Annotated in this window: 27 protein-coding genes; 10 read left to right on the forward strand and 17 right to left on the reverse strand. The window is 55.5% G+C overall.

All coding sequences use genetic code 11. The features are described 5' to 3' along the window. Positions 1 to 156 precede the first annotated feature (156 nt). The 5 genes from HMPREF3143_RS07060 to aspA form a co-directional block, all read right to left on the reverse strand. Positions 157 to 732: a transcriptional regulator gene (locus HMPREF3143_RS07060; protein ID WP_070532416.1), complete on the reverse strand. Its 576-nt coding sequence runs from the start codon at positions 730 to 732 to the stop codon at positions 157 to 159. Positions 733 to 781: 49 nt separating this feature from the next. Next, positions 782 to 2,473 carry a protein-disulfide reductase DsbD gene (locus HMPREF3143_RS07065; protein ID WP_070532418.1) on the reverse strand — a complete coding sequence of 564 codons (1,692 nt, stop codon included), beginning with the start codon at positions 2,471 to 2,473 and terminating at the stop codon, positions 782 to 784. Beyond that, positions 2,449 to 2,772: a divalent cation tolerance protein CutA gene (cutA, locus tag HMPREF3143_RS07070; RefSeq protein WP_008502950.1), complete on the reverse strand. Its 324-nt coding sequence runs from the start codon at positions 2,770 to 2,772 to the stop codon at positions 2,449 to 2,451. Before cutA ends, HMPREF3143_RS07065 begins: the two co-directional genes overlap by 25 nt. Before the next feature lie 113 nt (positions 2,773 to 2,885). Further along, complete coding sequence (locus HMPREF3143_RS07075; RefSeq protein ID WP_008502949.1) at positions 2,886 to 4,187, reverse strand: anaerobic C4-dicarboxylate transporter; 1,302 nt, start codon at positions 4,185 to 4,187, stop codon at positions 2,886 to 2,888. A gap of 115 nt (positions 4,188 to 4,302) precedes the next feature. Continuing rightward, complete coding sequence (aspA, locus tag HMPREF3143_RS07080) at positions 4,303 to 5,739, reverse strand: aspartate ammonia-lyase (protein WP_003855923.1); 1,437 nt, start codon at positions 5,737 to 5,739, stop codon at positions 4,303 to 4,305. 335 nt (positions 5,740 to 6,074) lie between these two features. Between aspA and HMPREF3143_RS07085 the strand changes: the two genes are divergently transcribed. Next, on the forward strand, positions 6,075 to 6,539 hold the full coding sequence (locus tag HMPREF3143_RS07085) for an FxsA family protein (RefSeq protein ID WP_021240731.1): 465 nt from the start codon (positions 6,075 to 6,077) through the stop codon (positions 6,537 to 6,539). Positions 6,540 to 6,575: 36 nt separating this feature from the next. On the opposite strand, the gene yjeH is transcribed toward HMPREF3143_RS07085, so the two are convergent. Continuing rightward, on the reverse strand, positions 6,576 to 7,796 hold the full coding sequence (gene yjeH / locus HMPREF3143_RS07090) for an L-methionine/branched-chain amino acid transporter (RefSeq protein WP_070532419.1): 1,221 nt from the start codon (positions 7,794 to 7,796) through the stop codon (positions 6,576 to 6,578). Between the two features lie 179 nt (positions 7,797 to 7,975). Here yjeH and HMPREF3143_RS07095 point away from each other — a divergent pair, with 179 nt between their 5' ends. Together HMPREF3143_RS07095 and groL are read left to right on the forward strand one after the other, a co-directional pair. Further along, positions 7,976 to 8,269 (forward strand): co-chaperone GroES, encoded by a 294-nt coding sequence (locus tag HMPREF3143_RS07095; RefSeq protein ID WP_003855929.1) that lies wholly within the window; start codon positions 7,976 to 7,978, stop codon positions 8,267 to 8,269. 31 nt (positions 8,270 to 8,300) lie between these two features. Continuing rightward, positions 8,301 to 9,944 carry a chaperonin GroEL gene (groL, locus tag HMPREF3143_RS07100; RefSeq protein ID WP_070532424.1) on the forward strand — a complete coding sequence of 548 codons (1,644 nt, stop codon included), beginning with the start codon at positions 8,301 to 8,303 and terminating at the stop codon, positions 9,942 to 9,944. 65 nt (positions 9,945 to 10,009) lie between these two features. Here the strand turns inward: groL and iadA are convergent, their stop codons facing one another. Genes iadA through HMPREF3143_RS07115 form a run of 3 tightly spaced genes read right to left on the reverse strand, consistent with a single transcriptional unit; the run spans position 10,010 to position 12,288 of the window. Continuing rightward, the gene (iadA, locus tag HMPREF3143_RS07105) at positions 10,010 to 11,173 is read right to left on the reverse strand and encodes a beta-aspartyl-peptidase (RefSeq protein WP_023326537.1); all 1,164 of its coding nucleotides are present in this window, start codon (positions 11,171 to 11,173) and stop codon (positions 10,010 to 10,012) included. A gap of 10 nt (positions 11,174 to 11,183) precedes the next feature. Then, positions 11,184 to 11,645: a YjiG family protein gene (locus HMPREF3143_RS07110; RefSeq protein WP_023293466.1), complete on the reverse strand. Its 462-nt coding sequence runs from the start codon at positions 11,643 to 11,645 to the stop codon at positions 11,184 to 11,186. Next, positions 11,626 to 12,288 (reverse strand): nucleoside recognition domain-containing protein, encoded by a 663-nt coding sequence (locus HMPREF3143_RS07115; protein WP_023326538.1) that lies wholly within the window; start codon positions 12,286 to 12,288, stop codon positions 11,626 to 11,628. Before HMPREF3143_RS07115 ends, HMPREF3143_RS07110 begins: the two co-directional genes overlap by 20 nt. A gap of 234 nt (positions 12,289 to 12,522) precedes the next feature. On the opposite strand from HMPREF3143_RS07115, the gene HMPREF3143_RS07120 reads away from it, so the two are divergent. Then, complete coding sequence (locus HMPREF3143_RS07120) at positions 12,523 to 12,876, forward strand: DUF4156 domain-containing protein (protein ID WP_008502942.1); 354 nt, start codon at positions 12,523 to 12,525, stop codon at positions 12,874 to 12,876. A 65-nt stretch (positions 12,877 to 12,941) separates the two neighbouring features. Here HMPREF3143_RS07120 and epmB read toward each other — a convergent pair whose 3' ends face one another. Next, entirely contained in the window at positions 12,942 to 13,970 is a 1,029-nt protein-coding gene (epmB, locus tag HMPREF3143_RS07125; RefSeq protein WP_023326539.1) for an EF-P beta-lysylation protein EpmB, read from the reverse strand. Between the two features lie 40 nt (positions 13,971 to 14,010). On the opposite strand from epmB, the gene efp reads away from it, so the two are divergent. From efp to ecnB, 3 genes are all read left to right on the forward strand, one after another. Beyond that, positions 14,011 to 14,577 carry an elongation factor P gene (gene efp, locus HMPREF3143_RS07130; RefSeq protein WP_008502940.1) on the forward strand — a complete coding sequence of 189 codons (567 nt, stop codon included), beginning with the start codon at positions 14,011 to 14,013 and terminating at the stop codon, positions 14,575 to 14,577. 58 nt (positions 14,578 to 14,635) lie between these two features. Then, positions 14,636 to 14,767, forward strand: a complete 132-nt coding sequence (locus tag HMPREF3143_RS07135) for an entericidin A/B family lipoprotein (RefSeq protein ID WP_024907352.1) — start codon at positions 14,636 to 14,638, stop codon at positions 14,765 to 14,767. A 108-nt stretch (positions 14,768 to 14,875) separates the two neighbouring features. Next, entirely contained in the window at positions 14,876 to 15,022 is a 147-nt protein-coding gene (ecnB, locus tag HMPREF3143_RS07140) for a lipoprotein toxin entericidin B (protein WP_003025482.1), read from the forward strand. A 37-nt stretch (positions 15,023 to 15,059) separates the two neighbouring features. Here ecnB and HMPREF3143_RS07145 read toward each other — a convergent pair whose 3' ends face one another. Then, the gene (locus HMPREF3143_RS07145) at positions 15,060 to 15,659 is read right to left on the reverse strand and encodes a helix-turn-helix transcriptional regulator (protein ID WP_021240725.1); all 600 of its coding nucleotides are present in this window, start codon (positions 15,657 to 15,659) and stop codon (positions 15,060 to 15,062) included. A 261-nt stretch (positions 15,660 to 15,920) separates the two neighbouring features. Here HMPREF3143_RS07145 and sugE point away from each other — a divergent pair, with 261 nt between their 5' ends. Continuing rightward, the gene (gene sugE / locus HMPREF3143_RS07150) at positions 15,921 to 16,238 is read left to right on the forward strand and encodes a quaternary ammonium compound efflux SMR transporter SugE (protein ID WP_008502938.1); all 318 of its coding nucleotides are present in this window, start codon (positions 15,921 to 15,923) and stop codon (positions 16,236 to 16,238) included. Here the strand turns inward: sugE and HMPREF3143_RS07155 are convergent. Together HMPREF3143_RS07155 and blaMIR are read right to left on the reverse strand one after the other, a co-directional pair. Further along, positions 16,235 to 16,765 carry a lipocalin family protein gene (locus HMPREF3143_RS07155; RefSeq protein WP_021240724.1) on the reverse strand — a complete coding sequence of 177 codons (531 nt, stop codon included), beginning with the start codon at positions 16,763 to 16,765 and terminating at the stop codon, positions 16,235 to 16,237. The two genes, sugE and HMPREF3143_RS07155, sit on opposite strands and share 4 nt — an antisense overlap. 130 nt (positions 16,766 to 16,895) lie before the next feature. Further along, on the reverse strand, positions 16,896 to 18,041 hold the full coding sequence (gene blaMIR, locus HMPREF3143_RS07160) for an MIR family cephalosporin-hydrolyzing class C beta-lactamase (RefSeq protein ID WP_070532425.1): 1,146 nt from the start codon (positions 18,039 to 18,041) through the stop codon (positions 16,896 to 16,898). Between the two features lie 132 nt (positions 18,042 to 18,173). Here blaMIR and ampR point away from each other — a divergent pair, with 132 nt between their 5' ends. Beyond that, a complete protein-coding gene (gene ampR / locus HMPREF3143_RS07165) occupies positions 18,174 to 19,049 on the forward strand; it encodes a LysR family transcriptional regulator AmpR (RefSeq protein WP_070532432.1) in 876 nt (291 codons plus the stop codon). Positions 19,050 to 19,078: 29 nt separating this feature from the next. Here the strand turns inward: ampR and frdD are convergent, their stop codons facing one another. The 4 genes from frdD to frdA are packed head-to-tail and all read right to left on the reverse strand — an operon-like array spanning position 19,079 to position 22,372. Then, on the reverse strand, positions 19,079 to 19,438 hold the full coding sequence (gene frdD / locus HMPREF3143_RS07170; RefSeq protein ID WP_008502934.1) for a fumarate reductase subunit FrdD: 360 nt from the start codon (positions 19,436 to 19,438) through the stop codon (positions 19,079 to 19,081). Positions 19,439 to 19,448: 10 nt separating this feature from the next. Then, positions 19,449 to 19,844 (reverse strand): fumarate reductase subunit FrdC, encoded by a 396-nt coding sequence (gene frdC / locus HMPREF3143_RS07175; protein ID WP_008502933.1) that lies wholly within the window; start codon positions 19,842 to 19,844, stop codon positions 19,449 to 19,451. A gap of 10 nt (positions 19,845 to 19,854) precedes the next feature. After that, a complete protein-coding gene (locus HMPREF3143_RS07180; RefSeq protein ID WP_070532435.1) occupies positions 19,855 to 20,589 on the reverse strand; it encodes a succinate dehydrogenase/fumarate reductase iron-sulfur subunit in 735 nt (244 codons plus the stop codon). Next, the gene (gene frdA / locus HMPREF3143_RS07185; RefSeq protein WP_008502932.1) at positions 20,582 to 22,372 is read right to left on the reverse strand and encodes a fumarate reductase (quinol) flavoprotein subunit; all 1,791 of its coding nucleotides are present in this window, start codon (positions 22,370 to 22,372) and stop codon (positions 20,582 to 20,584) included. The genes HMPREF3143_RS07180 and frdA overlap by 8 nt, the downstream gene beginning before the upstream one ends. A 310-nt stretch (positions 22,373 to 22,682) precedes the next feature. Between frdA and epmA the strand changes: the two genes are divergently transcribed. After that, positions 22,683 to 23,660, forward strand: a complete 978-nt coding sequence (epmA, locus tag HMPREF3143_RS07190; protein ID WP_008502931.1) for an elongation factor P--(R)-beta-lysine ligase — start codon at positions 22,683 to 22,685, stop codon at positions 23,658 to 23,660. Positions 23,661 to 23,838 lie beyond the last annotated feature (178 nt).

Raw genomic sequence — 23,838 nt, forward strand, 5'->3', positions numbered from 1 at the left:
CCCTGCTCTACCGACTGAGCTATCCGGGCAACGGAGCGCATTAAACCGCAATCGCGCCTTATCGTCAACATTATTTCGGGAAAAGCTGTTCAATTGCTTAACTTTGCGGCAATCTGATGGTTTACGCGTCGAATAGGGCAAATTTAACAGGCTCGCTTACGTCAACGCCCCGCCCATACGGCACTGAGCAAAGCGCAGAATATCTTCTGCCAGCCGGTGCGCCGTATCCACATCGGCCTGGCTACGGTTCACCAGCATGCGGCTCAGGCAGCCCTCCAGCACCAGCTCCATCTGTTTCGCCACCATTGCCGGGTCATCCACTTCAAGACGGGTCAGCAGCTCGTGAGTGAAGTCATGCGCAGCCCGTTTTTGCTGATCCGCCAACTGATGGACAGGATGGTCGGGATCGGGATAGAGCGTACAGGCCGCAATAAACAGGCAGCCCGGATAGCGGTTGTTGCTGACACATTCCGTCAGGGCGGTATAGCGCGCCAGAAGCTTTTGTTCCGCAGTCAGTTCTTCATTCAGCATCAGCTGCCTGCGCCAGATATCAACCTGCTGGCTGAGATAGCGCAGAGCATCATAAACGAGCGCCTCTTTATCCGGCCAGAAGCGCTTAAGATCATCCAGGGGGTAATCGATACGGTCGGCTACCATCTCAAGCGTGGTGCTGGCGATCCCATAAATCTCAAGTAATTGCAGGGCTTGTCCCAGTACGTCTTCACGTTGCACGGTTATCTCCTCCGCTATTCCCAACGGTATGTTCCGTTTAAAGTGTTGTTTACGGTTGGCGATTGCGCAAATGCGCGCTAAATGCCGCTGCATCCATAAACCCGGTTACACGCTGTTCTGGCTGCTCCTGACCCTGTTGATTGAAGAACAGAATGGTTGGCAGCCCGAGCACGTTAAGCTGCTTCAGCAGAGCCTTATCCTGCGCATTATTGGCTGTCACGTTCGCCTGGAGCAGAACCGTCTCTTTCAGGGCGTTTTGCACCTGTGGATCGCTAAAGGTGTATTTTTCAAACTCTTTACAGGCGACGCACCAGTCGGCATAGAGATCGAGCATCACCGGTTTGCCCTTCGCCTGCGCAAGCGCGCTGTTGAGCTCATCGACGTTCTTAATCTGCATAAAGTTCAAATGCGCCTGCGTCTGGCCGACCGGCGAGCCGAACGCCCAATCCTGCAGAGGACGCACGCTCACCAGCGCGGCGGCGAGCAGGAGAATTTGCACCAGGCGCATCCACGCTTTTTTGGCCCCCAGACTGACGATAAATGCCCAGGAGAAGAACGCTACGCCGAGCATCGCCCACAGGCGAGTGCCCCAGACGTCACCCGTAATGCGTTCCAGCAGAAACACCGGCAGCGCCAGAATCACAAAACCAAATGCGGTTTTCACCGTCTCCATCCACGGGCCGCTCTTCGGCAGCAGGCGGTTGCCAAAAACCGTGACCAGAATGAGCGGCAGGCCCATGCCCAGCGCATAAAGGTACAGCGTACCGCTGCCGAGCCACAGATTGCCGCTCTGGGCAATATAGAGCAGGATGGCGCTCAGCGGGGCAGTGGTGCAAGGGGAGCAAATCAGTCCGGCGATGGCCCCCATCATAAACACGCCGCCTGCCGAACCACCCTGCTGACGATTGCTCATCAGCGTTAAGCGGGTTTGCAGAGCTGACGGTAACTGCAGCGTGAACAGGCCAAACATCGACAGTGCCAGCAGGATAAATATCGCCGACAGGCCAATCAGCACGTACGGGTGCTGAAGTGCGGCCTGGAACTGCAACCCGGCAGCGGCGACCACAAGGCCGAGCGCCGTGTAGGTCAGCGCCATACCCTGCACATAAATAAAGGCCAGCAGCAGCGCGCGTGCGGTGGAAAGGCGCTGTTTGCTGCCCAGCACGATGCCAGAGATGAGCGGATACATCGGCAGCACGCAGGGGGTAAAGGCAATGCCAATGCCAATCAGTAAGGCCCACAGCGCGGAGAACGGAAGGTCAGCGGTATCCTCATGCTTCTCGCCTGAAGGAAGAGGTGAAATCGTGGGCGACGCTTTCACCTCACTAAGCGGAACCACCTTTGTTTCCGGCGGATAGCAGAATCCGGCATCCGCGCACCCCTGATAGGTCACCGTCAGGGTCGCGCCTTTATCCGCCTGGTTCACCGTAACGGGCACGCTCAGGCGCTGGCGATAGATTTCGCTTTTGCCGTAAAACTCATCTTCATGCCACTCGCCAGCGGGCATCTGTAATGCGCCCACGCTGGCCTGAGCAGGCGTAATGCTCACCTGCTTGCGATAGAGGTAATAGCCCTCTTTCACCTGCCAGTTGAGCGTAAGGTCTTGCTGGTGTTGCTGGAAATCGAAAACAAACGCCCGATCGGCAGGAATGAAGTTCGAACGGCCGGGCGCGTCAAACAGCCCGGCAAAAACTGATGTGCTGCAAAGCAGCAGGATCAGCGTAAGGAAGCGTTGAGCCATGAGAGATAGTCGTTATCGCCATGAACCACTGGCAAGACCAGCAGTTCCGGGGTTTGGTAAGGATGATGAGATTTGAGGCAGTCCAGGAGTGCCTGCTGATTCGCCAGATTGGTTTTAAGCAACATCTGGACTTCGTACTCTTGCTCCAGCTTACCTTCCCAATAGTAAAGAGAGGTAGCGCCGGGGAGGAGCGTGACGCAGGCTGCCCGTTTTTCGGCCAGCACTTTGGCGGCGAGATCCTGGGCAGAGGCTTCATCAGGGGCGGTGCACAGTACGACAACGGCATCAGGCGTGTTCACAAGTCGACCTCCTCATCACGAAAGTCTTCACTATATCACGCAAGACGATTGGTCATTAATGAAACGGGCCGCTGAGCGGCCCGATTTTAACTATTTTTACAACGGCTAACCGTTTACAGCACAATGCCGCCGATGATAAAGCCGAGGACCACGCAAAGCGTAATCGCCACCACGCCCGGGATGAGGAACGCGTGGTTAAACACGTACTTACCGATACGGGTTGAGCCGGTGTCGTCCATCTCCACCGCCGCCAGCAGGGTTGGGTAGGTTGGCAATACGAACAGGGCAGAAACCGCCGCAAAAGAGGCAATTGCCGTCAGCGGCGTCACACCCAGCATCAGCGCCGCAGGCATCAGCGCTTTGGTGGTCGCCGCCTGGGAGTAGAGCAGGGTCGCCGCGAAGAACAGCACGACAGCCAGCAGCCACGGGTAGTTGTGCAGCAGGTCACCAGCGACGGTCTGGATATCACTGATGTGCGCTTTCACGAAGGTATCACCAAGCCACGCCACACCCAGTACGCACACGCAGGCGCTCATACCGGATTTGAAGGTGCTGGCGTTCAGCACTTCGCTGGTATCAATTTTACAGGTGATGCTAATCAGCGTCGCGATGGTCAGCATGAACACCACAATCGCTTCGTTACGCGGCAGGACCGGGTTCTGGATCAGCCCCACGGTATCGCTGATGGCGGTCGCATAGAACATGACGGCAACAATACCAATCAGGAACAGCAGCACGGAGCGTTTCGCATGTGGCTTCAGTTCGAAGACCTGGCTGCCGCGCAGGCTCACTTCACCTTTTGCCAGACGCTCCTGATAAACCGGATCGTCTTTCAGTTCAGCACCGAGGAAGTTACACAGCACGGCGGTAATCATCACCGCAATCAGCGTCACCGGAATGCAGATCGCCAGCAGCGTCAGGTAGCTCACGCCCATCGGCTCCAGGATACCGGCGAAGAAGACCACCGCCGCGGAAATCGGCGAGGCGGTAATGGCGATCTGGGATGCGACGACCGCAATAGAGAGCGGACGCGACGGACGGATGCCCTGTTCTTTCGCCACTTCGGTAATCACCGGTAACGTGGAGAAAGCGGTGTGGCCAGTACCGGCGAGAATGGTCATAAACCAGGTCACCAGCGGAGCAAGGAAGGTAATGTATTTCGGGTGGCGGCGTAGCATGCGCTCCGCCAGGCTTACCAGGTAGTCCATACCGCCTGCCACCTGCATGGCGGCAATAGCGGCAATGACTGCCATGATGATTTCGATAACGTCGAACGGGATTGCGCCGGGTTTAATCTGAAAGATAAGGGTAAGAACGAGCACTCCAAGACCGCCGGCAAAACCGATGCCGATACCCCCGAGTCGTGCTCCCAAATAAATCGCCAACAAGACGATGACGAGTTCTGCTCCAAACATAAGGACCTGCCTTGCTTATTAACAAGTTGATATTGAATTGTTGTATTTTGGTAACGCCTAAAAAGAAAAAAGGCACGTCACAAGTGACGTGCCTTAAGAAGCCTAGCCTGAACGGTTACTGTTCGCTTTCATCGGTATATCGTTTCGCTTTATAGGCCGGGTGCATCAGGTTCTGGGCTGAGAAAATATCGTCCAGCTCGGCTTCGGTCAACAGCCCGCGCTCCAGCACCACTTCACGCACGCTCTTACCGGTTTCGGCGCAAATCTTACCGACGATGTCGCCGTTATGGTGCCCGATGAACGGGTTGAGGTAGGTGACGATCCCGATGGAGTTATAGACATAACCCTCGCAGACTTCTTTATTCGCCGTGATGCCGTTGATGCATTTTTCCAGCAGGTTGTAGCAGGCGTTGGTCAGAATGTGGATAGATTCAAACATCGCCTGGCCAATGACTGGCTCCATCACGTTCAGCTGCAGCTGACCCGCTTCAGAGGCCATGGTCACGGTCGTATCGTTACCGATGACTTTGAAGCAAACCTGATTCACTACTTCTGGCACGACCGGGTTCACCTTGGCTGGCATGATGGACGAACCTGCCTGCAGTTCTGGCAGGTTGATTTCGTTCAGGCCAGCGCGCGGGCCGGAAGAGAGCAGGCGCAGGTCGTTACAAATTTTGGACAGCTTCACCGCCAGACGTTTCAGCGCGCTGTGTACCATGACGTAGGCGCCGCAGTCGGAGGTCGCTTCAATCAGGTCTTCTGCAGGCACAACCGGCAGGTTGGACACTTCAGCCAGCTTCTGTACCGCCAGCTGCTGATAGCCATCCGGGGTGTTCAGACGCGTACCGATGGCGGTAGCGCCCAGGTTCACTTCCAGCAGCAGCTCGGAGGTGCGCAGCAGATTTTTAGTCTCTTCGTTCAGCAGGACGTTAAACGCGTGGAATTCCTGGCCGAGGGTCATCGGCACCGCATCCTGCAGCTGGGTACGACCCATTTTCAGAATGTCCTGGAACTCAACCGCTTTACGCTGGAAGCCATCACCCAGTTGGTTGATCGCATCCACCAGTTTCACCACGGAGGCATACACCGCGATACGGAAGCCGGTAGGGTACGCGTCGTTGGTGGACTGGCATTTATTGACATGGTCGTTCGGGTTCAGGTACTGGTATTCACCTTTCTGGTGACCCATCAGCTCCAGGCCAATGTTTGCCAGTACTTCGTTGGTATTCATGTTGACGGAGGTGCCCGCGCCGCCCTGATAGACGTCAACCGGGAACTGATCCATGCATTTGCCGTTGTTCAGCACTTCATCGCAGGCTGCGATAATCGCATTTGCCGCGCTTTTAGGAATGGTTTGCAGTTCTTTGTTGGCCAGGGCTGCGGCTTTCTTCACCATCACCATGCCACGAACAAACTCAGGGATGTCGCTGATTTTGCTGTTGCTGATGTAGAAGTTTTCAATCGCTCTCAGAGTGTGGACACCGTAGTAGGCATCCGCTGGAACTTCCCTGGTACCCAACAAGTCTTCTTCGATACGAATGTTGTTTAACATGTGAACCTTCTTTTCAAGCTGCCGATGGATTGTACTAAACACACAGTATTTATGTGGTTTTGAATATTTTCTGACCGACGATTATTCCCTCAATCAGCCAGATGCTCGAGATCATATGCTGATGATAGCGAATTGCCGTAAGCTGGATCACTTATTATCGAGCCGATTCCATGATAATTATTAATCTGTGAAATGGGTCACCGCTTTAATATTTCCAAAAAAAATATCCGTGCAAACTGATTGAATTTTCGCTAACCGTCACCATCTCATACAAACGCGCGTCGCGAACACATTCAGACAGGGGCCCGATGGCCTCTGCCACACAGGAGATGCCAGTGCGCTGGATACCGTTTATTGCTTTCTTTCTCTATGTTTACATTGAGATTTCCATTTTCATCCAGGTTGCCCATGTGCTGGGCGTCCTGCTGACGCTGATTCTGGTGATTTTCACTTCCATCATCGGCATGTCGCTGGTGCGTAATCAGGGTTTCAAAAATTTCCTGATAATGCAGCAAAAGATGGCCGCAGGCGAAAGCCCGGCGGAAGAGATGATCAAAAGCGTGTCGTTGATTATTGCGGGGCTGCTGCTGATTCTGCCCGGGTTCTTCACCGACTTCCTCGGCCTTCTGCTGCTTCTGCCGCCGGTGCAAAAGCACCTGACCATGAAGCTGCTGCCGCATCTGCGCTTTAGCCGTATGCCGGGCGGGGGGTTCAGCACCGGGCCAGGCGACACGTTTGAAGGGGAGTATCAGCGTAAGGATGAACAGCACGACCGTCTAGATCACAAAGACGATCGGTGATTTTGTTGCCCGGTGGCGCTTCGTTTACCGGGCCTACTAAAGCGCCAGCCACAACACCGCCAGCATGACGATGGCGTACATACTTTTCCACCCCACCATTGCCAGCAACAGCAGGCACAGCAGCCCACCAACAAACGCCAGTGCTTTATAACGGCCTTTCAGCAAACGGCATCCCGCCAGCATGCACAGCAGGTAGATCATAATAAAAATGCCGTTAGCGTAGACGAGCAGCGTATCCAGATTGATCTTCAGGGCGTAAATGCACAGCGTACTCAGCACGCAGCAGCCCAGTACGGCATTCAGGGCATTCAGCGGCAGCTGGCGTTTAGACAGGCGCGCGAGGCGGTTATCAGGTTTATCCAGCGCCTGCGACCACACCAGACGGGCAAAGCTCTGGATATAAATGTTGAGGCTGGCAAAACAGGCCAGATAGCCGATAACGCAGGCGATCCACAGCGCCTTCACACCAAACAGTTCAACCACGATACCCGGCAGCGATGCCGCGGCGGCGAGATCGGCTCCGAAAGCCTTGAAGTGCAACACCAGCACGATACACGCCCAGTACACCGTGCCTGCCAGCAGCAGGCCGATCATCAGTGCGCGGGGAAAATCACGTTCAGGCTGCTTAAATTCCGACGCCAGATGGGCAAAGGCTTCCAGACCGACAAAACACCAGAACATGACGGAGAGCGCGGCAAAAAGCTGTGAGTGGTCGACGTCTGTCACGGCCGGGAAGGGAATCTCTTTTACGGTGATATCGCCCGCCCACCAGATAGCGGCAACGAGCGCGACAATCAGCACCGCAACCAGTGTCTGCAGGTTGGCGCTGGAGCGGGCTCCGCGTGAACCCACCCACCAGACGATAGCCAGCGTACCCAGTTCGGCCAACAGCAACTGCTCGTCATGCCAGCCAAACAGCGCCTGGCCAAAGCCGGTTGCAATGTGCAGCGCCGCAGGAAGCCCAACCGGAATAACGGAGAGAAACAGCCAGCCGGTCACACGCTCCAGTCGCGGGCCAAATGCCAGCCCGACAAAATGCGCCACGCCGCCCGCGCTGGGGAAATGCCGCCCCAGGATGGCAAACACAATGGCAATCGGGAAAACCAATACAATCAGAACGGGCCACGCCCACAGACTGTTATTTCCGGCTACCAGTGCCGCCAGTGCAGGTACGGCGAACACGCCCGTCCCTAACAAGGAGGTTGAGAGCAGGCCGACGCCCTGCGCCAGCCCCAACTCCTGCTTGAGTCCACTCATTGACATCGTCCTGCCAATTCCAAAAGAGAGGCGATGGTAACACTTTCGCAAAATTTTTTTTCAACTCCCCCTTGAAGGGGTAAAAAGCTATCCCCATCTCTCAGGGCACTAGTCGGAAAACCGCATGCGGGCCGGCGTCATCCATAACTGATAATGACTTTCTCAAAGGAGAGCTATCAATGAGTATTCGTCCGTTACATGATCGTGTGATCGTCAAACGTAAAGAAGTTGAAACCAAGTCTGCTGGCGGCATCGTTCTGACCGGTTCTGCAGCAGCCAAATCAACGCGTGGCGAAATCATCGCTGTCGGTAAGGGCCGCATCCTGGAAAACGGAACTGTGCAGCCACTGGACGTTAAAGTTGGTGACATCGTAATTTTCAACGATGGCTACGGCGTGAAATCCGAGAAGATCGACAATGAAGAAGTGTTGATCATGTCCGAGAGCGACATTCTGGCAATTGTTGAAGCGTAATTTACGCACGAGAATTTGAGGAAATAAGAACATGGCAGCTAAAGACGTAAAATTCGGTAACGACGCTCGTGTAAAAATGCTCCGCGGCGTAAACGTACTGGCAGATGCAGTTAAAGTGACCCTGGGCCCGAAAGGCCGTAACGTAGTGCTGGATAAATCCTTCGGCGCGCCAACCATCACCAAAGACGGTGTTTCCGTAGCACGTGAAATCGAGCTGGAAGACAAGTTCGAAAACATGGGTGCGCAGATGGTGAAAGAAGTGGCCTCTAAAGCGAACGACGCTGCAGGCGACGGTACCACCACCGCGACCGTTCTGGCGCAGGCCATCATCACCGAAGGTCTGAAAGCCGTTGCTGCGGGCATGAACCCAATGGATCTGAAACGTGGTATCGACAAAGCTGTCGCCTCCGCTGTGGAAGAACTGAAAGCGCTGTCCGTACCGTGCTCTGACTCTAAAGCGATTGCTCAGGTTGGTACCATCTCCGCTAACTCCGACGAAACCGTGGGTAAACTGATCGCGGAAGCGATGGACAAAGTCGGTAAAGAAGGCGTAATCACCGTTGAAGACGGTACCGGTCTGGAAGACGAACTGGACGTGGTTGAAGGTATGCAGTTCGACCGCGGTTACCTGTCCCCATACTTCATCAACAAGCCAGAGACTGGCGCTGTTGAGCTGGAAAGCCCGTTCATCCTGCTGGCTGACAAAAAAATCTCCAACATCCGCGAAATGCTGCCAGTGCTGGAAGCCGTTGCGAAAGCAGGCAAACCGCTGGTTATCATTGCTGAAGATGTTGAAGGCGAAGCGCTGGCGACCCTGGTGGTTAACACCATGCGCGGCATCGTGAAAGTGGCTGCGGTTAAAGCACCTGGCTTCGGCGATCGTCGTAAAGCGATGCTGCAGGATATCGCTACCCTGACCGGCGGTACCGTCATCTCTGAAGAGATCGGTATGGAGCTGGAAAAAGCGACCCTGGAAGACCTGGGTCAGGCGAAACGCGTTGTAATCAACAAAGACACCACCACCATCATTGATGGCGTGGGTGAAGAAGCCACTATTCAGGGCCGCGTAGGTCAGATCCGTAAGCAGATCGAAGAAGCGACTTCCGATTACGACCGTGAAAAACTGCAGGAGCGCGTAGCGAAACTGGCAGGCGGCGTTGCGGTAATCAAAGTCGGTGCTGCGACCGAAGTTGAAATGAAAGAGAAAAAAGCGCGCGTTGACGATGCCCTGCACGCGACCCGTGCTGCGGTAGAAGAAGGCGTGGTTGCGGGTGGTGGCGTTGCGCTGGTGCGCGTTGCCGCTAAACTGGCTGGCCTGACCGCTCAGAACGAAGACCAGAACGTGGGTATCAAAGTTGCGCTGCGCGCAATGGAAGCGCCTCTGCGTCAGATCGTGTCTAACGCCGGTGAAGAGCCATCTGTGGTAGCAAACAAGGTGAAAGCGGGCGAAGGTAACTACGGTTACAACGCGGCAACTGAAGAATACGGCAACATGATCGACTTCGGTATCCTGGACCCAACTAAAGTGACCCGTTCTGCTCTGCAGTACGCGGCCTCTGTTGCTGGTCTGATGATCACCACCGAGTGCATGGTGACCGACCTGCCTAAAGGCGATGCGCCTGACTTAGGTGCTGCTGGCATGGGCGGCATGGGTGGAATGGGCGGCATGATGTAATCATGCTGTTCTGAACCTCTCAGAACGAACCTCGGGCAGCAATGCCCGGGGTTTTTTATTATCTTCTACTCAAACGTGCCTTTCACGCACACCACGCCTTCACGCACCATCTGGCGGCCTTTGGCCCAGACCTCGCGAATCTTCAGATCGTCCGTCAGTACCAGGAAATCGGCATCACATCCGGGCGCGAGCCGTCCCTTATGCTCCAGCCCGAGAAACGCCGCCACGTTTCGCGTAAAGGGAAGAAGCGCCTCTTCCAGCGGCAGCTGATGCCGGCTGACCAGCTGCTGCAGCGTTTCAAGCAGAGACTCGAACCCCGCCACGCCCATCCCCACCAGATTGCCGCTCTCACCAAATTTCGGCTGACTGCCGTTGCCGTCCGAACTGAGCGTAAGCCGGTTAAACGGCACCTGCGCCTCGCGGGCCATCACGATGGCGCTGGCGGCGTCAATCGGTTCACTGATGCTGGTCGTGATGTCGATAAAGCCGCCTTCGCGGGCATAGCTCAGCGCGGCAAGGAACAGCGCCTGGGCGCGGTTTACGTGCGTTGGCAGCAGTTTCACGCGGGGAACGTCGGCGTTATTCAGGATGCTAAATAGCGGCTCCAGCAGCTTTGGGCTGTTGCCGAGGTGAAACACGGAAATACCCGCTTTGGCACCCAACAGCCCGCCTACGCGTGACTGGGCAGCCATACTGGCGAGCTGGTCCTCGGCTGGCGCGGAAGAACGATGGTCAGAGATCGCGCATTTCACGCCAATGATTTTATCAATCAGCGCCACGTCTTTTTCGACACTGCCGGTGATGGTCGGCGAAGGCAGCCCGTACGCCCCCGTCAGCATCCATGCGCTGATCCCTTCATGTTCAAGGGCCCGCGTTTTTGCCAGCAGCGATTCAGGATGCCGGGTCACGCCGTCGGTGCCGAGCAGGCCAACAACCGAGGTGATGCCTGCGGCAACGAGTGCAGACAGGCGAACCTCTGGCGTGCGGGTGTGAGGGCCCGCCTCGCCGCCGCCACCGATCAAATGCACATGTTGGTCGATAAACCCCGGGCAAACCACCGCTCCAGCCAGATCGCTTTCCGGGCAGTCTGGCCTCGTTGTTCCGTGGTTCGCTTTTTCGATCGCCACGATTTTTCCCGCAGCGATCAGCAGATCGCAACGTCCCTTATCCTCCGGGGCGTAGAGATGTGCGTTGCGGAAAAGGTGGGGTTTCAGCACTGAAAAATCCATTTTTATCTCCTCAGAAGAGTAGCTGCATCACCCACATTGAGAGCAGGGCATTAATGACACAAAGAGTAATAATATGCGGATAATATTTCGGGTTTACGCCGGCGGTACCCAGGCAGCGGCCGGTGTTTTGCACCGGATTGCCCATCAGATAGATGGCGGGCAGCAGGATGGTGGCATCGTGGCCGTTGAGCGTGCCGGCGGCGACCAGGCTGGCGCAGACGCCCACGCCGCCGCCCATACTCATCACCGAGGCCAAAAGAACCGTTGCCGCCGCACCCGGAAGGCCCCACAGCGCCATAATTGGCTCGCATATCTTGCCGACAATATCCAGCAGGCCGGTGACCTTGAGCGCCTGAATGATGACAAACGCCATGACGACGTTCGGCAACAGGCTGGTGGTGGCGATGGTAAAGCCGCGGCGGGCGCCATCAATAAACATATCCATGATATTTTTACGCGGCTGGGCGATCATGTTCTTCCTCCTGAAGACGATTTTCCATGTGGGCGATCCACAGGCGCAGGACGTTCGCGCCAACGAATTTAAACACCAGAATAACGGCCAGCGGCGTAATCACCGGGATGGTGATAACGGTGAAGAGCGCGGCACCGGAAGAAAAATAGTTGGTAATGATGGCGCTACCGCTGGTCTGAAAGGTGGCGAAAATAGCGCGCTCCTGGTCCGTAATCGCGCCTTCATCGGTTAACTCTTTGGTCATCCCTGCCGCCGCATCGGTGTTTTGCAGGTTGGCTATCAGCGCCAGGGAGCAAACGCCCGGCACACCCAGCAGCGGACGTAAAATGGGAGTCATAAGCTGCTGTGCGGCACGCAGCCCGCCCAGACCTTCGGTGACGGCAATGATACCAAGCGATAAAATGACCGAGGGAGCCAGCTCAAGGGCAAAGAGGAAACCGTCTTTCGCCCCCGTTCCGCCCGTTCCGCGAAACGTCAGAGCGCCGTTGACCGGGCCAAAGCTGCCGTTTAAGACGGTAAAATCCAGCACGCGCCACCATTCGGTGCTTTTGGCGAAAAAGCCCGAGAAAAAAACGATGGTAAGTACAAACGCCACATAACCCACCCATGTCACTTTTTCCTCTCCTGAGGATGATGCACTCATAAAACCTCCTTTTTTAGTCGCGTACAAAAGTTGTACGTTGCATCACTAAAAACGATCGGGGGCTAAAACACGATATCCCAAAGGTTATTATCAGAATTCATTTAAGATGTCGGAGGAGTGCCTCGCGGAATCTGGCTCGCAGAAATGCGCGGGGGTTTTTCTTTTAGTCATCTTTTAGGTATAAGATTTACACACGGACAATTACTGTCCAGCTTATTGAAAACGAGGAATAACATGCGCGTAAAAGTCTGTGCAGGGATTGTAGGGGCAGCACTGCTGCTGGCGGGTTGTAGCTCCAGCAATGAGCTGTCGGCAGCGGGCCAGGGCGTTCGCTTTGTGGAAGATAAGCCTGGCAGTGAATGCCAGCTGTTAGGCACGGCAACCGGTGAACAAAGTAACTGGATGTCGGGTCAGCACGGTGAGGAAGGCGGTTCTATGCGCGGAGCGGCGAATGCCCTGCGTAATCAGGCTGCGGCAATGGGCGGCAACGTGATTTACGGTGTAAGTAGCCCAACGCAGAGTATGCTGTCCAGCTTCGTGCCGACCGCCAGCCAGATGACGGGCCAGGTCTATAAGTGCCCGAACTGATGTAATGTGCTAATGGCGCTGCGCCCGGCCCTGTAGGGCGGGTAAGCGTAGCGCCACCTGCCTTTTTAGTGCTGCCGCAGCTGCAAATCGAGCGGCGTCTTGCTCGGCTCTCCGCCAATCTCACGTGCCAGCTTCGGCACCATATAGCCTGAAACCAGCGTTAACAGTTCGCGCATAATCTGCCGGGCTTCTTCATCCGTCACCATGAAATGCGCCGCGCCCTGAACGCGATCCAGCACGTGCAGGTAATATGGCATCACGCCCGCATCAAACAGGGCATTGCTCAGATCGGCCAGCACGCGGGCGCTATCATTCACGCCGCGCAGCAGCACGCTCTGGTTCAGCAGCGTCACGCCCGCTTTACGCAGTCGCGCCATCGCCGCGCGAAACGCATCGTCAATTTCGTTCGCATGGTTAATATGATTCACCAGCAGCACTTGCAGGCGGGACTGCTCCAGGCGTGACACCAGGCCGTCGGTGATACGTGCCGGAATAACAATCGGTAAGCGGCTATGAATGCGCAGGCGCTTAATGTGCGGGATGGCTTCAAGCTGGGTTAGCAGCCAGTCCAGCTCATGATCTTTCGCCATCAACGGGTCACCGCCGGAAAAAATAATCTCATCCAGCTCCGGATGGGCGGCGATATAGTCCAGCGCGACCTGCCAGTTGCGTTTATTGCCCTGGTTTTCGGCATAGGGGAAGTGCCGACGGAAGCAATAACGACAATTTACCGCACAGCCGCCTTTTACCAGCAGCAGGGCGCGGTTGAGATATTTGTGCAGTAAACCCGGCACCACGCTGTTCTGCTCTTCCAGCGGATCGGTGCTGTATCCCGGCGCAGTAATGAATTCATCCTGCGAAGTAAGCGTTTGTTTTAATAGCGGATCGTCGGGGTTACCTTTCTCCATCCGCGCCACAAACGCACGGGGAACGCGCAGGGCGAAAAGGCGCTTTGCCTCGCGGCCTGCAAGCAACTCTGGGTGCTGATCGAGGTCTAAAAGACGCAGCAATTCATCAGGACTGGTGATTACATCGGCAAGTTGCGATAACCAATCTTCTCTGGACGGGGTGTTTAGGGTTACAATATGCGCCATTTTGTGGCTTAGCTACCAGTTAACAAATTTAGAGGGCCTTATGGCAACGTACTATAGCAACGATTTTCGTGCTGGTCTTAAAATCATGATGGACGGCGAACCGTACGCGGTTGAAGCCAGCGAATTCGTTAAACCAGGTAAAGGCCAGGCATTCGCACGCGTTAAGCTGCGCCGTCTGCTGACCGGTACCCGTGTTGAGAAAACCTTCAAGTCTACTGACTCTGCTGAAGGCGCTGATGTTGTTGATATGAACCTGACCTATCTGTACAACGATGGCGAGTTCTGGCATTTCATGAACAACTCCACTTTCGAACAGCTGTCTGCTGATGAGAAAGCGGTAGGTGACAGCGCTAAATGGCTGCTGGATCAGGCTGAGTGCATCGTGACCCTGTGGAACGGCCAGCCTATCGCGGTGACCCCACCAAACTTCGTAGAACTGGAAATCGTTGAAACCGATCCAGGTCTGAAGGGTGATACCGCAGGTACCGGCGGTAAGCCAGCCAAACTGTCTACCGGCGCAGTGGTGAAAGTGCCACTGTTCGTACAGACTGGCGAAGTGATCAAAGTGGATACCCGCTCCGGCGAATACGTATCCCGCGTGAAGTAATTTACGTATGATTGAAGGCGCAGCGCCCGCTGCGCCCGATTTTTTGCAGGCAGGGATGATGAAACGTACCGTTAAAATTCTGCTTCTGTTAGCGCTCTCCAGTGCATTGCTTTCTGGCTGTAACACCACGCGTGGAATGGGACAAGATATCCAGGATCTGGGTCATATCATTTCTCACGCCGCCAGCTAAGTTCGTCTAATTTTCCTAAAAATGCTTCCTCTTCCGTCAACCGGCGGGATTTTGTCTATTCTTAAGTTGCTATACACAAAACAACTTTGGCTATAAAAGGAAGATATTATGGTTAAGAAGACAATTGCAGCGATCTTTTCAGTCCTGGTACTTTCTTCAGTGTTAACGGCCTGTAATACCACGCGTGGCGTCGGTCAGGATATTTCTGAAGGTGGTAGCGCAATCTCTGGTGCGGCAACAAAAGCTCAGCAGTAATGAATAAACGGTACGGGACCAGCCGGGTTTCGTACCGTCAGCTTTCTGATTCCTGCAGGGATAAGAACGGAGAAAAACGCGTATCCATATGTAATTTCATGCGGATATTGCGTTTATAGGTATAAACCGTTTTTCCGTTGATGCTCAGGTGAGCGGCAATTTTTTGATTGCTCGCGCCGTCCATCCATAACGTCAGCACCTTCTCTTCCTGTCGGGTCAGCAAAGGGGCTGCCGCCGTTGGCCTGTCAGCGCTGGCGCGCGAAATTAACGCGTCGTTGATAACCGTTGCCACCTCTTCGAGACTGGCGTTTTTCAACAGCGACGACCAGACCGGAAACTTCCCAAGCCAGTCGGTCATCCCGCTGTCCTCTCCCGACTGCAGCAAAATAAACGGTAATCTTTCACTGGCGTTAAGCAGGGAAGAGAGCTGCTGAAAATGGTGAATATCCTGCCTGAAGCCGTACAGGTCAGCGATAACCAGCGTCGGTTTCCATTGCAGAATGTGTTCTCTGGCAAGAAACAGATTATTCAGCCCGGTCACTACGTAGTGTCCCGGGAACAAACCGGAATGATTGAGCCATGCTTCAAACCCCGCGCGGGTGAAGTGACAACGGTCAATCAAAAGAATTTTGAACATATTTTATTCGCAGTCGGCTAGTGGTTTGGCTTCCTGCCATCAGAAAGCACATCATCATAGAGAAGTCGGATGAGTGCTAAAAGCCGGAACTCCGCGCCATACTGCGGCTATTTCTTGCCTTAACGTGTTCAGCAAAAAAGGATTGAAAAAAAATAGCACGCTAACCACAATAGGTGGCGTAATCTCTGCCTTACGGGACGACCCGTAAGCGTTTCTTTCACCGGGGACGGCCCCAACTTGCATTAAGTTAAGGAGCCTGACATGTCCTGGATCATTCTTTTTATTGCTGGCCTGCTCGAAGTGGTATGGGCGATTGGTCTCAAGTACACCCACGGATTTACCCGCCTGACGCCCAGCGTCATTACCGTTACCGCCATGATAGTCAGTATTGTTCTGCTATCCTGGGCGATGCGCTCTTTGCCTGTGGGAACGGCTTATGCCGTCTGGACGGGTATTGGCGCAGTGGGGGCCGCCATTACCGGCATTTTGCTACTCGGCGAGTCAGCGAGTCTGGCGCGTATCGCCAGCCTCGCTCTGATTGTGGCCGGGATCGTTGGGCTTAAGCTCAGCACCCACTAATGGGGCTGTTTTACCCAGATAAGTTTTGATACATCAAACCCTTGCCGGGTCGCGACGTCCAGCATCTGCTGCTTCATTTCGGGTGAAATAGTTGGCGTGCGGGAGAGTATCCACAGGTAGTCGCGATCCGGCCCACAGACCAGCGCATGGCGATACGCTTTGTCGAGCGCTATCACGTTATAACCGCCATAAAACGGACCAAAGAAAGAGACCTTAAGCGCGGCCCGTCGCGGGTCGCCAGTGAAGTACGCTTTTCCCACCGACTGCTGCCACATCTCCCGATCGGGATTATAGCCCCGGTTGATCACCTGAATACCGCCATCATCCATCGGACTGTAATTCGCCGTGACCTTCTCTAAACCCTGCTCAAACCGATGGTCGAGGCGCGCGATTTCATACCATGTTCCAAGGAAGCGTTGTGCATCAAAAGGCGTGACGACGGTGACGCCAGGAGGCGGGGTAGGGGAACTGCAGGCAACCACTAAAAACGCGGCTGTCACCGCGGCGATAACAGGCAGAATGCGCATAGGAGTTTCCTTACTGTTTTTTGTTAAGTGTAGATGACAGCAGGAAAAATGCGGAAGATTGTGCGGCGAATTTCGCCGCACACCGTGGTTTTGAAGGCCGGGTAAGGCGAAGCCGCCACCCGGCAATGTTTTACTGCAGCGCGTCGAGGATACGGTATGCCGCCTCAACGCGTGCCGGGTTCGGATAGCTTTTATTCGCCAGCATCACAATGCCGAGCTGCTTTTCAGGAATAAATGCCACGTAGCTGCCAAACCCACCCGTCGAGCCTGTTTTATGGACCCAGGAGGCCTTAACCGGCGGCGCGGGTGGATTCACTTCTGCCACGGGCAATGGTGCCAGCGCCACCTTGTTATCACTGCCTCCGACGACGGTTTTGGCATCGACCGGCCAGTTGAGCATCTCCCAGCCCAACCCCTGATACATGGCCCCCACGCGCCAGTAGCGAGACTGCGCCAGAGCAATGCCTTGCTTGAGTGAGGAAGCCTGAAGAGAATCCGGCTTCATGTTGGCTATCAGCCAGCTCGCCATATCCTTCACGTTAGTTTTTACGCCATAGGCTTCCGCGTCCAGCATCCCTGGCGAAACGTGGACCGCTTTACCCTCACGGTATCCCCAGGCGTAATGCGCCTCTTCCGCTTTCGGGACGTTAATCCAGGTATGGTCCAGCTTGAGGGGTTTAAAGACCCGCGTCGTCATGGCCTGCTCATAGCTCATGCCGGAAGGTTTGACCGCCAGCGCACCAAAAAGACCGATGCTGGCGTTAGCGTAAAGACGCGTGGTACCCGGCTTCCACTGCGGCTGCCAGTTTTGATAAAAGCGCAGCAGAGAGGCGGTATCCGTGACCTCATCCGGCACCTGTAACGGCAGACCGCCTGCGGTATAGGTTGCCAGATCCAGCATGCGAATGCCCTGCCACTGCTTGCCCGTGAGCTCAGGCCAGTATTTTGCTACCGGATCGCCCAGCGCTATTTCACCCCGGGCAATGGCATCGCCGCCCAGTACGCCGGTGAAGGTTTTACTTATAGAGCCCAGCTCAAACAGGGTTTGCGGGGTGACGGGTTTGTTCGCCGCAACATCGGCTTTACCGAAGGTAAAGTAGTGTGGCTGACCCTGATAAATTCCCGCCACCGCCATACCCGGAATGGCCTGCGCGTTCATCAGCGGCGTAACGGTACGTTCCACCACCTCAGCCAGCTGTTTTTCGGACATCGGTGCGGCGAATGCAGAACTGGCGACGCTGAGCAGCAGGGCACAGCTTAGGGATTTTGTCATCATCGGTTATCTTCCGTAATAGCAGTTCAAGGGAGTGTCCGGGCCCGTCAGACCGCTGTAGTCTGTTGGATTTGACTGTGGCTGACAAACGGTTAAATTTAGCATTAGCTGTTAATTTTTCTAACGGATGGGCCCATGACCCGCAGCTATCTTCCGCTTAATTCGCTTCGCGCCTTCGAAGCTGCCGCAAGGCACCTCAGTTTTACGCATGCCGCTATTGAGCTGAATGTCACCCATTCCGCGATTAGCCAGCACGTAAAGGCGCTGGAGCAGCATCTTAACTGCCAGTTGTTCGTCCGCGTTTCGCGTGGGCTGATGTTGACCACGGAAGGCGAGAATTTTCTGCCGGTGCTGAATGACTCGTTCGACCGAATTGCCGGAATGCTGGATCGCTTTGCCAGCCAGCGCGCCCAGGAGAAGCTGAAAATTGGCGTGGTGGGTACCTTTGCTACGGGGGTGTTATTCTCGCAGCTCGCTGACTTTCGTCGCTGCTATCCGCATATCGATCTTCAGCTGTCGACGCACAACAATCGCGTCGATCCGGCAGCCGAGGGGCTTGATTACGCCATTCGCTATGGTGGTGGGGCGTGGCACGGCACGGAAGCGACGTTTCTTTGCCCTGCACCGCTTGCGCCGCTTTGCACGCCTGACATTGCAGCCGCGTTGCACACCCCTGCCGATATCCTGAAGTTTACCCTCCTGCGTTCTTACCGGCGCGACGAGTGGACCGCCTGGATGCAGGCCGCGGGAGAAAACCCGCCTTCACCGACGCACCGGGTAATGGTATTTGATTCGTCCGTGACCATGCTGGAAGCCGCGCAGGCAGGTACGGGCATCGCGATTGCCCCTGTCGATATGTTCACCCATCTGCTGAACAGTGAGCGCATTGTACAACCCTTTGCGACGCAGATTGACCTTGGCAGCTACTGGCTCACGAGGCTGCAGTCACGCGCAGAAACGCCCGCAATGCGCGAGTTTGCTCAATGGCTGGTGGGGAAGATGCAGAAATAAAAGGCCCGCCGGATGGCGGGCCAGAGGCGTCAGATAGTGATCACGGCAATCAACGTGACCACGGTCAGGATGGTCGCCAGACCGTAGAATACCCATTTCCCGCTCGGTACATGGATTTTCAGGTCATGCATCGCATGGTGAATACGGTGCAGGCCACACCACAGCGGCAGGACGATCATCAGGAAGATGAACACGCGGCCAATAAAGCTGCTCGCGAACGCCAGTACGCGTTCGTAGCTCAGCGCATCGCCCGGGAACAGCCCCAGCGGCAGCATAATGCCCACCAGCAGAATGATGACGGGGGCAATGATGGCACTCCACATGCCGCCTGCGCCAAAGAGGCCCCAGAAGACCGGCTCGTCAGAACGTTTTGGATTTGGATTGATCACAGTAGTCTCCTTACCAGAACAGTGCGACAAACAGAATGACCACAGTGACCAGAATCGTCACCGCCCAGAGCCCCTTAATCACCGGTTCTGGCCCCATTTTCTCGCCTTTTACGATGATGTTCGCCGCTTTTGGCGCCAGTTCAAACCAGGTTTTGGTATGCAGCAGCGCGGCTGCAAGCACGATCAGGTTCAGAATGACAATGATCGGGTTTTGCAGGAAACCGACAAAGCTGGCCCAGGTTTCCGGGCCATGCTTGAGGGCAAAAACGCCGTACATCAGCTCAAGGCTGAACCAGACCGCCGGTACCGCTGTGCCTTCACGCAGCATGTAGAAGCGATAAAACGGCAGGTTTTTCCACCAGGTGGACGGCACAGGCCGCACATAGGCTTTGCGTTTAGTCGTCATCATGCACTCCTTAGCGTGGTTTCAGGGTAGCGATAAGAAAGTCTTTCGAGCTTTCCACTTTACCCTGCTGAATGGCGGCGGCCGGGTCGACGTGCTTCGGACAGACTTCGGAGCAATAACCCACAAAGGTACAGGTCCAGACGCCGTTCTGGCTGTTAAGCTGCGCCATACGTTCTTTTTTACCGTGGTCGCGGCTGTCTTCGTTATAGCGGTGCGCCAGGGTAATGGCGGCCGGGCCGATGAACTCGGGGTTCAGGCCAAATTGCGGACAGGCGGCGTAGCAAAGACCGCAGTTGATGCAGCCGGAGAACTGATGGTATTTCGCCATCTGAGCTGGAGTCTGGTTGTTTGGCCCCTGATCCGGCGTGCGCGGGTTGCCAATGATGTAGGGCTTAATGGCTTCCAGGCTTTCGATAAAGTGGGACATATCGACCACCAGATCGCGCTCGATAGGGAAGTTGCCCAGGGCTTCGACCTTGATGCCTTTGGTGTAGTCACGCAGGAAGGTCTTACAGGCCAGCTTCGGCACCTTGTTGACCATCATGCCGCAGGAGCCGCAGATCGCCATGCGGCAGGACCAGCGGTAGCTCAGGTCTGGCGCCAGGTTGTCTTTGATATACCCGAGCGCGTCCAGCAGGGAGGTTTGCTCGTCGTAAGGAACTTCATAGAAAGCGCTGTGCGGTGCGGCATCCACTTCCGGGTTGTAGCGCACCACTTCAACTTTCAGTTTTTGCATCTCAGCCATTCGCCTTCTCCTTCTTCTCGGCGGCTTCTGCTTCTGCACCGTACACGCGTTTAGCCGGCGGCAGCGTGGTGATTTTCACGTCGCTGTAGTCCAGACGTGTGGTGCCATCCGCATCGCGCCAGGCGAGAGTGTGTTTCAGGAAGTTGACGTCGTCACGTTCGGTACAGCCTTCATCAAGACGCTGATGCGCCCCACGCGACTCTTTACGCGCCAGCGCAGAGTGCGCCATACATTCTGCGACGTTCAGACCGTGGCCCAGCTCGATGGTGTAGAGCAGGTCGGTGTTGAATACGCTGGAGGTGTCGGTGATGCGCACGCGCTTGAAGCGCTCCTGCAGTTCCGCCAGCTTATCGACGGTTTTTTGCATCAGCTCAGGGGTACGGTAGATACCGCAACCTTCTTCCATCGACAGGCCCATCTCGTCGCGGATCTTAGACCAGTTCTCGTTACCTTCCTGGTTCACCAGGTCTTTCAGGCGTTTTTCAACGTCTGCGACCTGCGCATCCAGCGCGGCACCGTTGGCTTCGCCTGCGGTTGCCGCCCGCTCCATCGCGCGCTCGCCCGCCATGCGGCCAAAGACCACCAGCTCGGCCAGCGAGTTTGAGCCGAGGCGGTTAGCACCGTGCAGGCCCACGGAGGAACATTCACCGACGGCGAACAGACCCTTAATACGGGTTTCGCACTGCTGGTCGGTTTCGATCCCGCCCATGGTGTAGTGCGCCGTTGGGCGGACCGGAATCGGCTCTTTCACCGGATCGACGCCGACGTAGGCTTTCGCCAGCTCGCAGATGAACGGCAGACGTTCCAGCAGCTTTTTCTCGCCCAGGTGACGCAGGTCGAGGTGAACCACGTCGCCACGCGGTGTGGAGATGGTGTTGCCTTTGCGCCACTCGTGCCAGAAAGCCTGAGAGACTTTGTCGCGCGGGCCGAGTTCCATGTACTTGTTCTTTGGCTCGCCGAGCGGGGTTTCCGGGCCCATGCCGTAATCCTGCAGGTAGCGGTAGCCGTTTTTGTTGACCAGGATACCGCCTTCACCGCGGCAGCCTTCCGTCATCAGAATGCCGGAGCCCGGCAGACCGGTTGGGTGATACTGCACGAACTCCATATCGCGCAGCGGCACGCCGTGGCTGAGCGCCATACCCATACCGTCGCCGGTAACGATACCGCCGTTGGTGTTATAACGATAAACACGGCCCGCACCGCCCGTCGCCATCACCACCGCATTGGCGCGGATCTGGACGAGCGTGCCTTCCATCATGTTCATCGCCACCAGGCCGCGCGCGTGTCCATCATCCACCAGAATGTCGAGGACGAAATGCTCATCAAAGCGCTGGATTTGTGGGAACTGAAGGGAGGTCTGGAACAGGGTGTGCAGCATGTGGAAGCCAGTCTTATCGGCGGCGAACCAGGTACGTTCGATCTTCATGCCGCCGAAGCGACGAACGTTGACGCTGCCGTCCGGGCGGCGGCTCCACGGACATCCCCACTGCTCAAGCTGGGTCATCTCCGTTGGACAATGGTGCACAAAGTAGTCAACGACATCCTGTTCGCAAAGCCAGTCGCCCCCTGCAACCGTGTCGTGGAAATGGTATTCAAAGCTGTCATGATCCTGCGCAACGGCGGCGGATCCTCCTTCTGCGGCCACCGTGTGGCTGCGCATTGGATAGACTTTTGAAATCAATGCGATTTTAGCGTTGGGATTAGCTTGCGCTGCAGCAATCGCAGCACGTAATCCAGCCCCGCCAGCGCCTATTACGGCAAGATCGGCCTGAAAAGTTTGCACGACATTCCTCCAGATTTTTGTTATTTCGCAACGCGACAAACTAAAGGTAGTTCACCCGTCCAAAAGGACGATTGCGAAAGCGTTTCCACTGCTCCTTTATGGGTAAAACAGTATAACCGTGTAGATGTCAGGGAAATTTGACGTGTTCGATTTTTTTGCTGTTCTGTCCGGCGATTTATCATTGAGATTGATGAATTGCATCACGCAATTGTTCACCTAAATGAAATGCGCTTTTTTACTGCGCAAAATTTGTCTCTGTCCCTGCTAACGAGTAGACTTCGTGCCCTTGTCTGAAATCGGAGAACAACTCATGAGCGAAACGGCCACCTGGGAGCCGAGCGCATCCATCCCTAATCTGTTAAAACGCGCTGCAATTATGACGGAGATCCGCCGTTTCTTTGCCGACCGCGGCGTCCTGGAGGTGGAAACCCCGTGCATGAGTCAGGCAACGGTAACGGATATTCATCTGGTCCCGTTTGAAACCCGTTTTGTTGGCCCCGGCCACTCTCAGGGCATGAATTTGTATCTGATGACCAGCCCGGAATACCACATGAAACGCCTGCTGGCGGCGGGATGTGGTCCGGTCTATCAGCTGTGCCGTAGCTTCCGCAACGAAGAGATGGGTCGTCACCACAACCCGGAATTCACCATGCTGGAGTGGTACCGCCCGCATTATGATATGTACCGCCTGATGAATGAGGTGGACGATCTGCTTCAGCAGGTTCTGGATTGCTCAGAAGCGGAAACGCTCTCTTATCAGCAGGCCTTCCAGCGCCATCTGGAAATCGATCCGCTGTCGGCGGACAAAACCCTGCTGCGCGAAGTGGCGGCAAAACTGGATCTGAGCAACGTGGCAGATACCGAAGAGGACCGCGACACGCTGCTGCAGCTGCTGTTCACCTTCGGCGTGGAACCGCAGATTGGCAAAGACCGTCCGACGTTTGTCTATCACTTCCCGGCAAGCCAGGCGTCACTGGCGCAGATCAGTACCGAAGACCACCGTGTGGCAGAGCGTTTTGAGGTCTATTACAAAGGCATTGAGCTGGCGAACGGCTTCCACGAACTGACCGACGCCCGCGAGCAGGCGCAGCGTTTCGAGCAGGATAACCGCAAGCGCGCCGCGCGCGGCCTGCCGCAGCAGCCTATTGATGTTAATCTGCTTGAAGCATTAAAAGCAGGCCTGCCGGATTGCTCCGGCGTGGCGCTGGGTGTTGACCGTCTGGTCATGCTGGCCCTGGGCGCAGAGCAGCTTGGCGATGTGATTGCCTTTACGGTCGATCGCGCTTAAAGAATTGCCGGGTGGCGCTGTCGCTTACCCGGCCTACTCGGTCATTTGGCCCTGCCACATTAAAAACTGTCATATTATTAATATACGGGTCTTTTTCTTAATTTGCCCCTTATAGCCACAATATTAGTCTGGTCATCTGCTACCATCCGCGCAGTTTAATTCCTTTTCGGATGGTTTT

The organism is Enterobacter sp. HMSC16D10 (assembly GCF_001807145.1).
Lineage (GTDB): Bacteria > Pseudomonadota > Gammaproteobacteria > Enterobacterales > Enterobacteriaceae > Enterobacter > Enterobacter roggenkampii.

Coding starts and splice junctions, on each gene's coding strand:
- yjeH (WP_070532419.1), bottom strand. CDS start 7,796: ATGAGTGGACTCAAGCAGGAGTTGGGGCTGGCGCAGGGCGTCGGCCTG.
- HMPREF3143_RS07145 (WP_021240725.1), bottom strand. CDS start 15,659: ATGTTCAAAATTCTTTTGATTGACCGTTGTCACTTCACCCGCGCGGGG.
- efp (WP_008502940.1), top strand. CDS start 14,011: ATGGCAACGTACTATAGCAACGATTTTCGTGCTGGTCTTAAAATCATG.
- HMPREF3143_RS07120 (WP_008502942.1), top strand. CDS start 12,523: ATGCGCGTAAAAGTCTGTGCAGGGATTGTAGGGGCAGCACTGCTGCTG.
- HMPREF3143_RS07075 (WP_008502949.1), bottom strand. CDS start 4,187: ATGTTTGGAGCAGAACTCGTCATCGTCTTGTTGGCGATTTATTTGGGA.
- ecnB (WP_003025482.1), top strand. CDS start 14,876: ATGGTTAAGAAGACAATTGCAGCGATCTTTTCAGTCCTGGTACTTTCT.
- HMPREF3143_RS07095 (WP_003855929.1), top strand. CDS start 7,976: ATGAGTATTCGTCCGTTACATGATCGTGTGATCGTCAAACGTAAAGAA.
- sugE (WP_008502938.1), top strand. CDS start 15,921: ATGTCCTGGATCATTCTTTTTATTGCTGGCCTGCTCGAAGTGGTATGG.
- epmB (WP_023326539.1), bottom strand. CDS start 13,970: ATGGCGCATATTGTAACCCTAAACACCCCGTCCAGAGAAGATTGGTTA.
- epmA (WP_008502931.1), top strand. CDS start 22,683: ATGAGCGAAACGGCCACCTGGGAGCCGAGCGCATCCATCCCTAATCTG.
- HMPREF3143_RS07180 (WP_070532435.1), bottom strand. CDS start 20,589: ATGGCTGAGATGCAAAAACTGAAAGTTGAAGTGGTGCGCTACAACCCG.
- HMPREF3143_RS07155 (WP_021240724.1), bottom strand. CDS start 16,765: ATGCGCATTCTGCCTGTTATCGCCGCGGTGACAGCCGCGTTTTTAGTG.
- HMPREF3143_RS07110 (WP_023293466.1), bottom strand. CDS start 11,645: ATGATCGCCCAGCCGCGTAAAAATATCATGGATATGTTTATTGATGGC.
- aspA (WP_003855923.1), bottom strand. CDS start 5,739: ATGTTAAACAACATTCGTATCGAAGAAGACTTGTTGGGTACCAGGGAA.
- frdC (WP_008502933.1), bottom strand. CDS start 19,844: ATGACGACTAAACGCAAAGCCTATGTGCGGCCTGTGCCGTCCACCTGG.
- ampR (WP_070532432.1), top strand. CDS start 18,174: ATGACCCGCAGCTATCTTCCGCTTAATTCGCTTCGCGCCTTCGAAGCT.
- HMPREF3143_RS07115 (WP_023326538.1), bottom strand. CDS start 12,288: ATGAGTGCATCATCCTCAGGAGAGGAAAAAGTGACATGGGTGGGTTAT.
- HMPREF3143_RS07065 (WP_070532418.1), bottom strand. CDS start 2,473: ATGGCTCAACGCTTCCTTACGCTGATCCTGCTGCTTTGCAGCACATCA.
- groL (WP_070532424.1), top strand. CDS start 8,301: ATGGCAGCTAAAGACGTAAAATTCGGTAACGACGCTCGTGTAAAAATG.
- iadA (WP_023326537.1), bottom strand. CDS start 11,173: ATGGATTTTTCAGTGCTGAAACCCCACCTTTTCCGCAACGCACATCTC.
- blaMIR (WP_070532425.1), bottom strand. CDS start 18,041: ATGATGACAAAATCCCTAAGCTGTGCCCTGCTGCTCAGCGTCGCCAGT.
- HMPREF3143_RS07135 (WP_024907352.1), top strand. CDS start 14,636: ATGAAACGTACCGTTAAAATTCTGCTTCTGTTAGCGCTCTCCAGTGCA.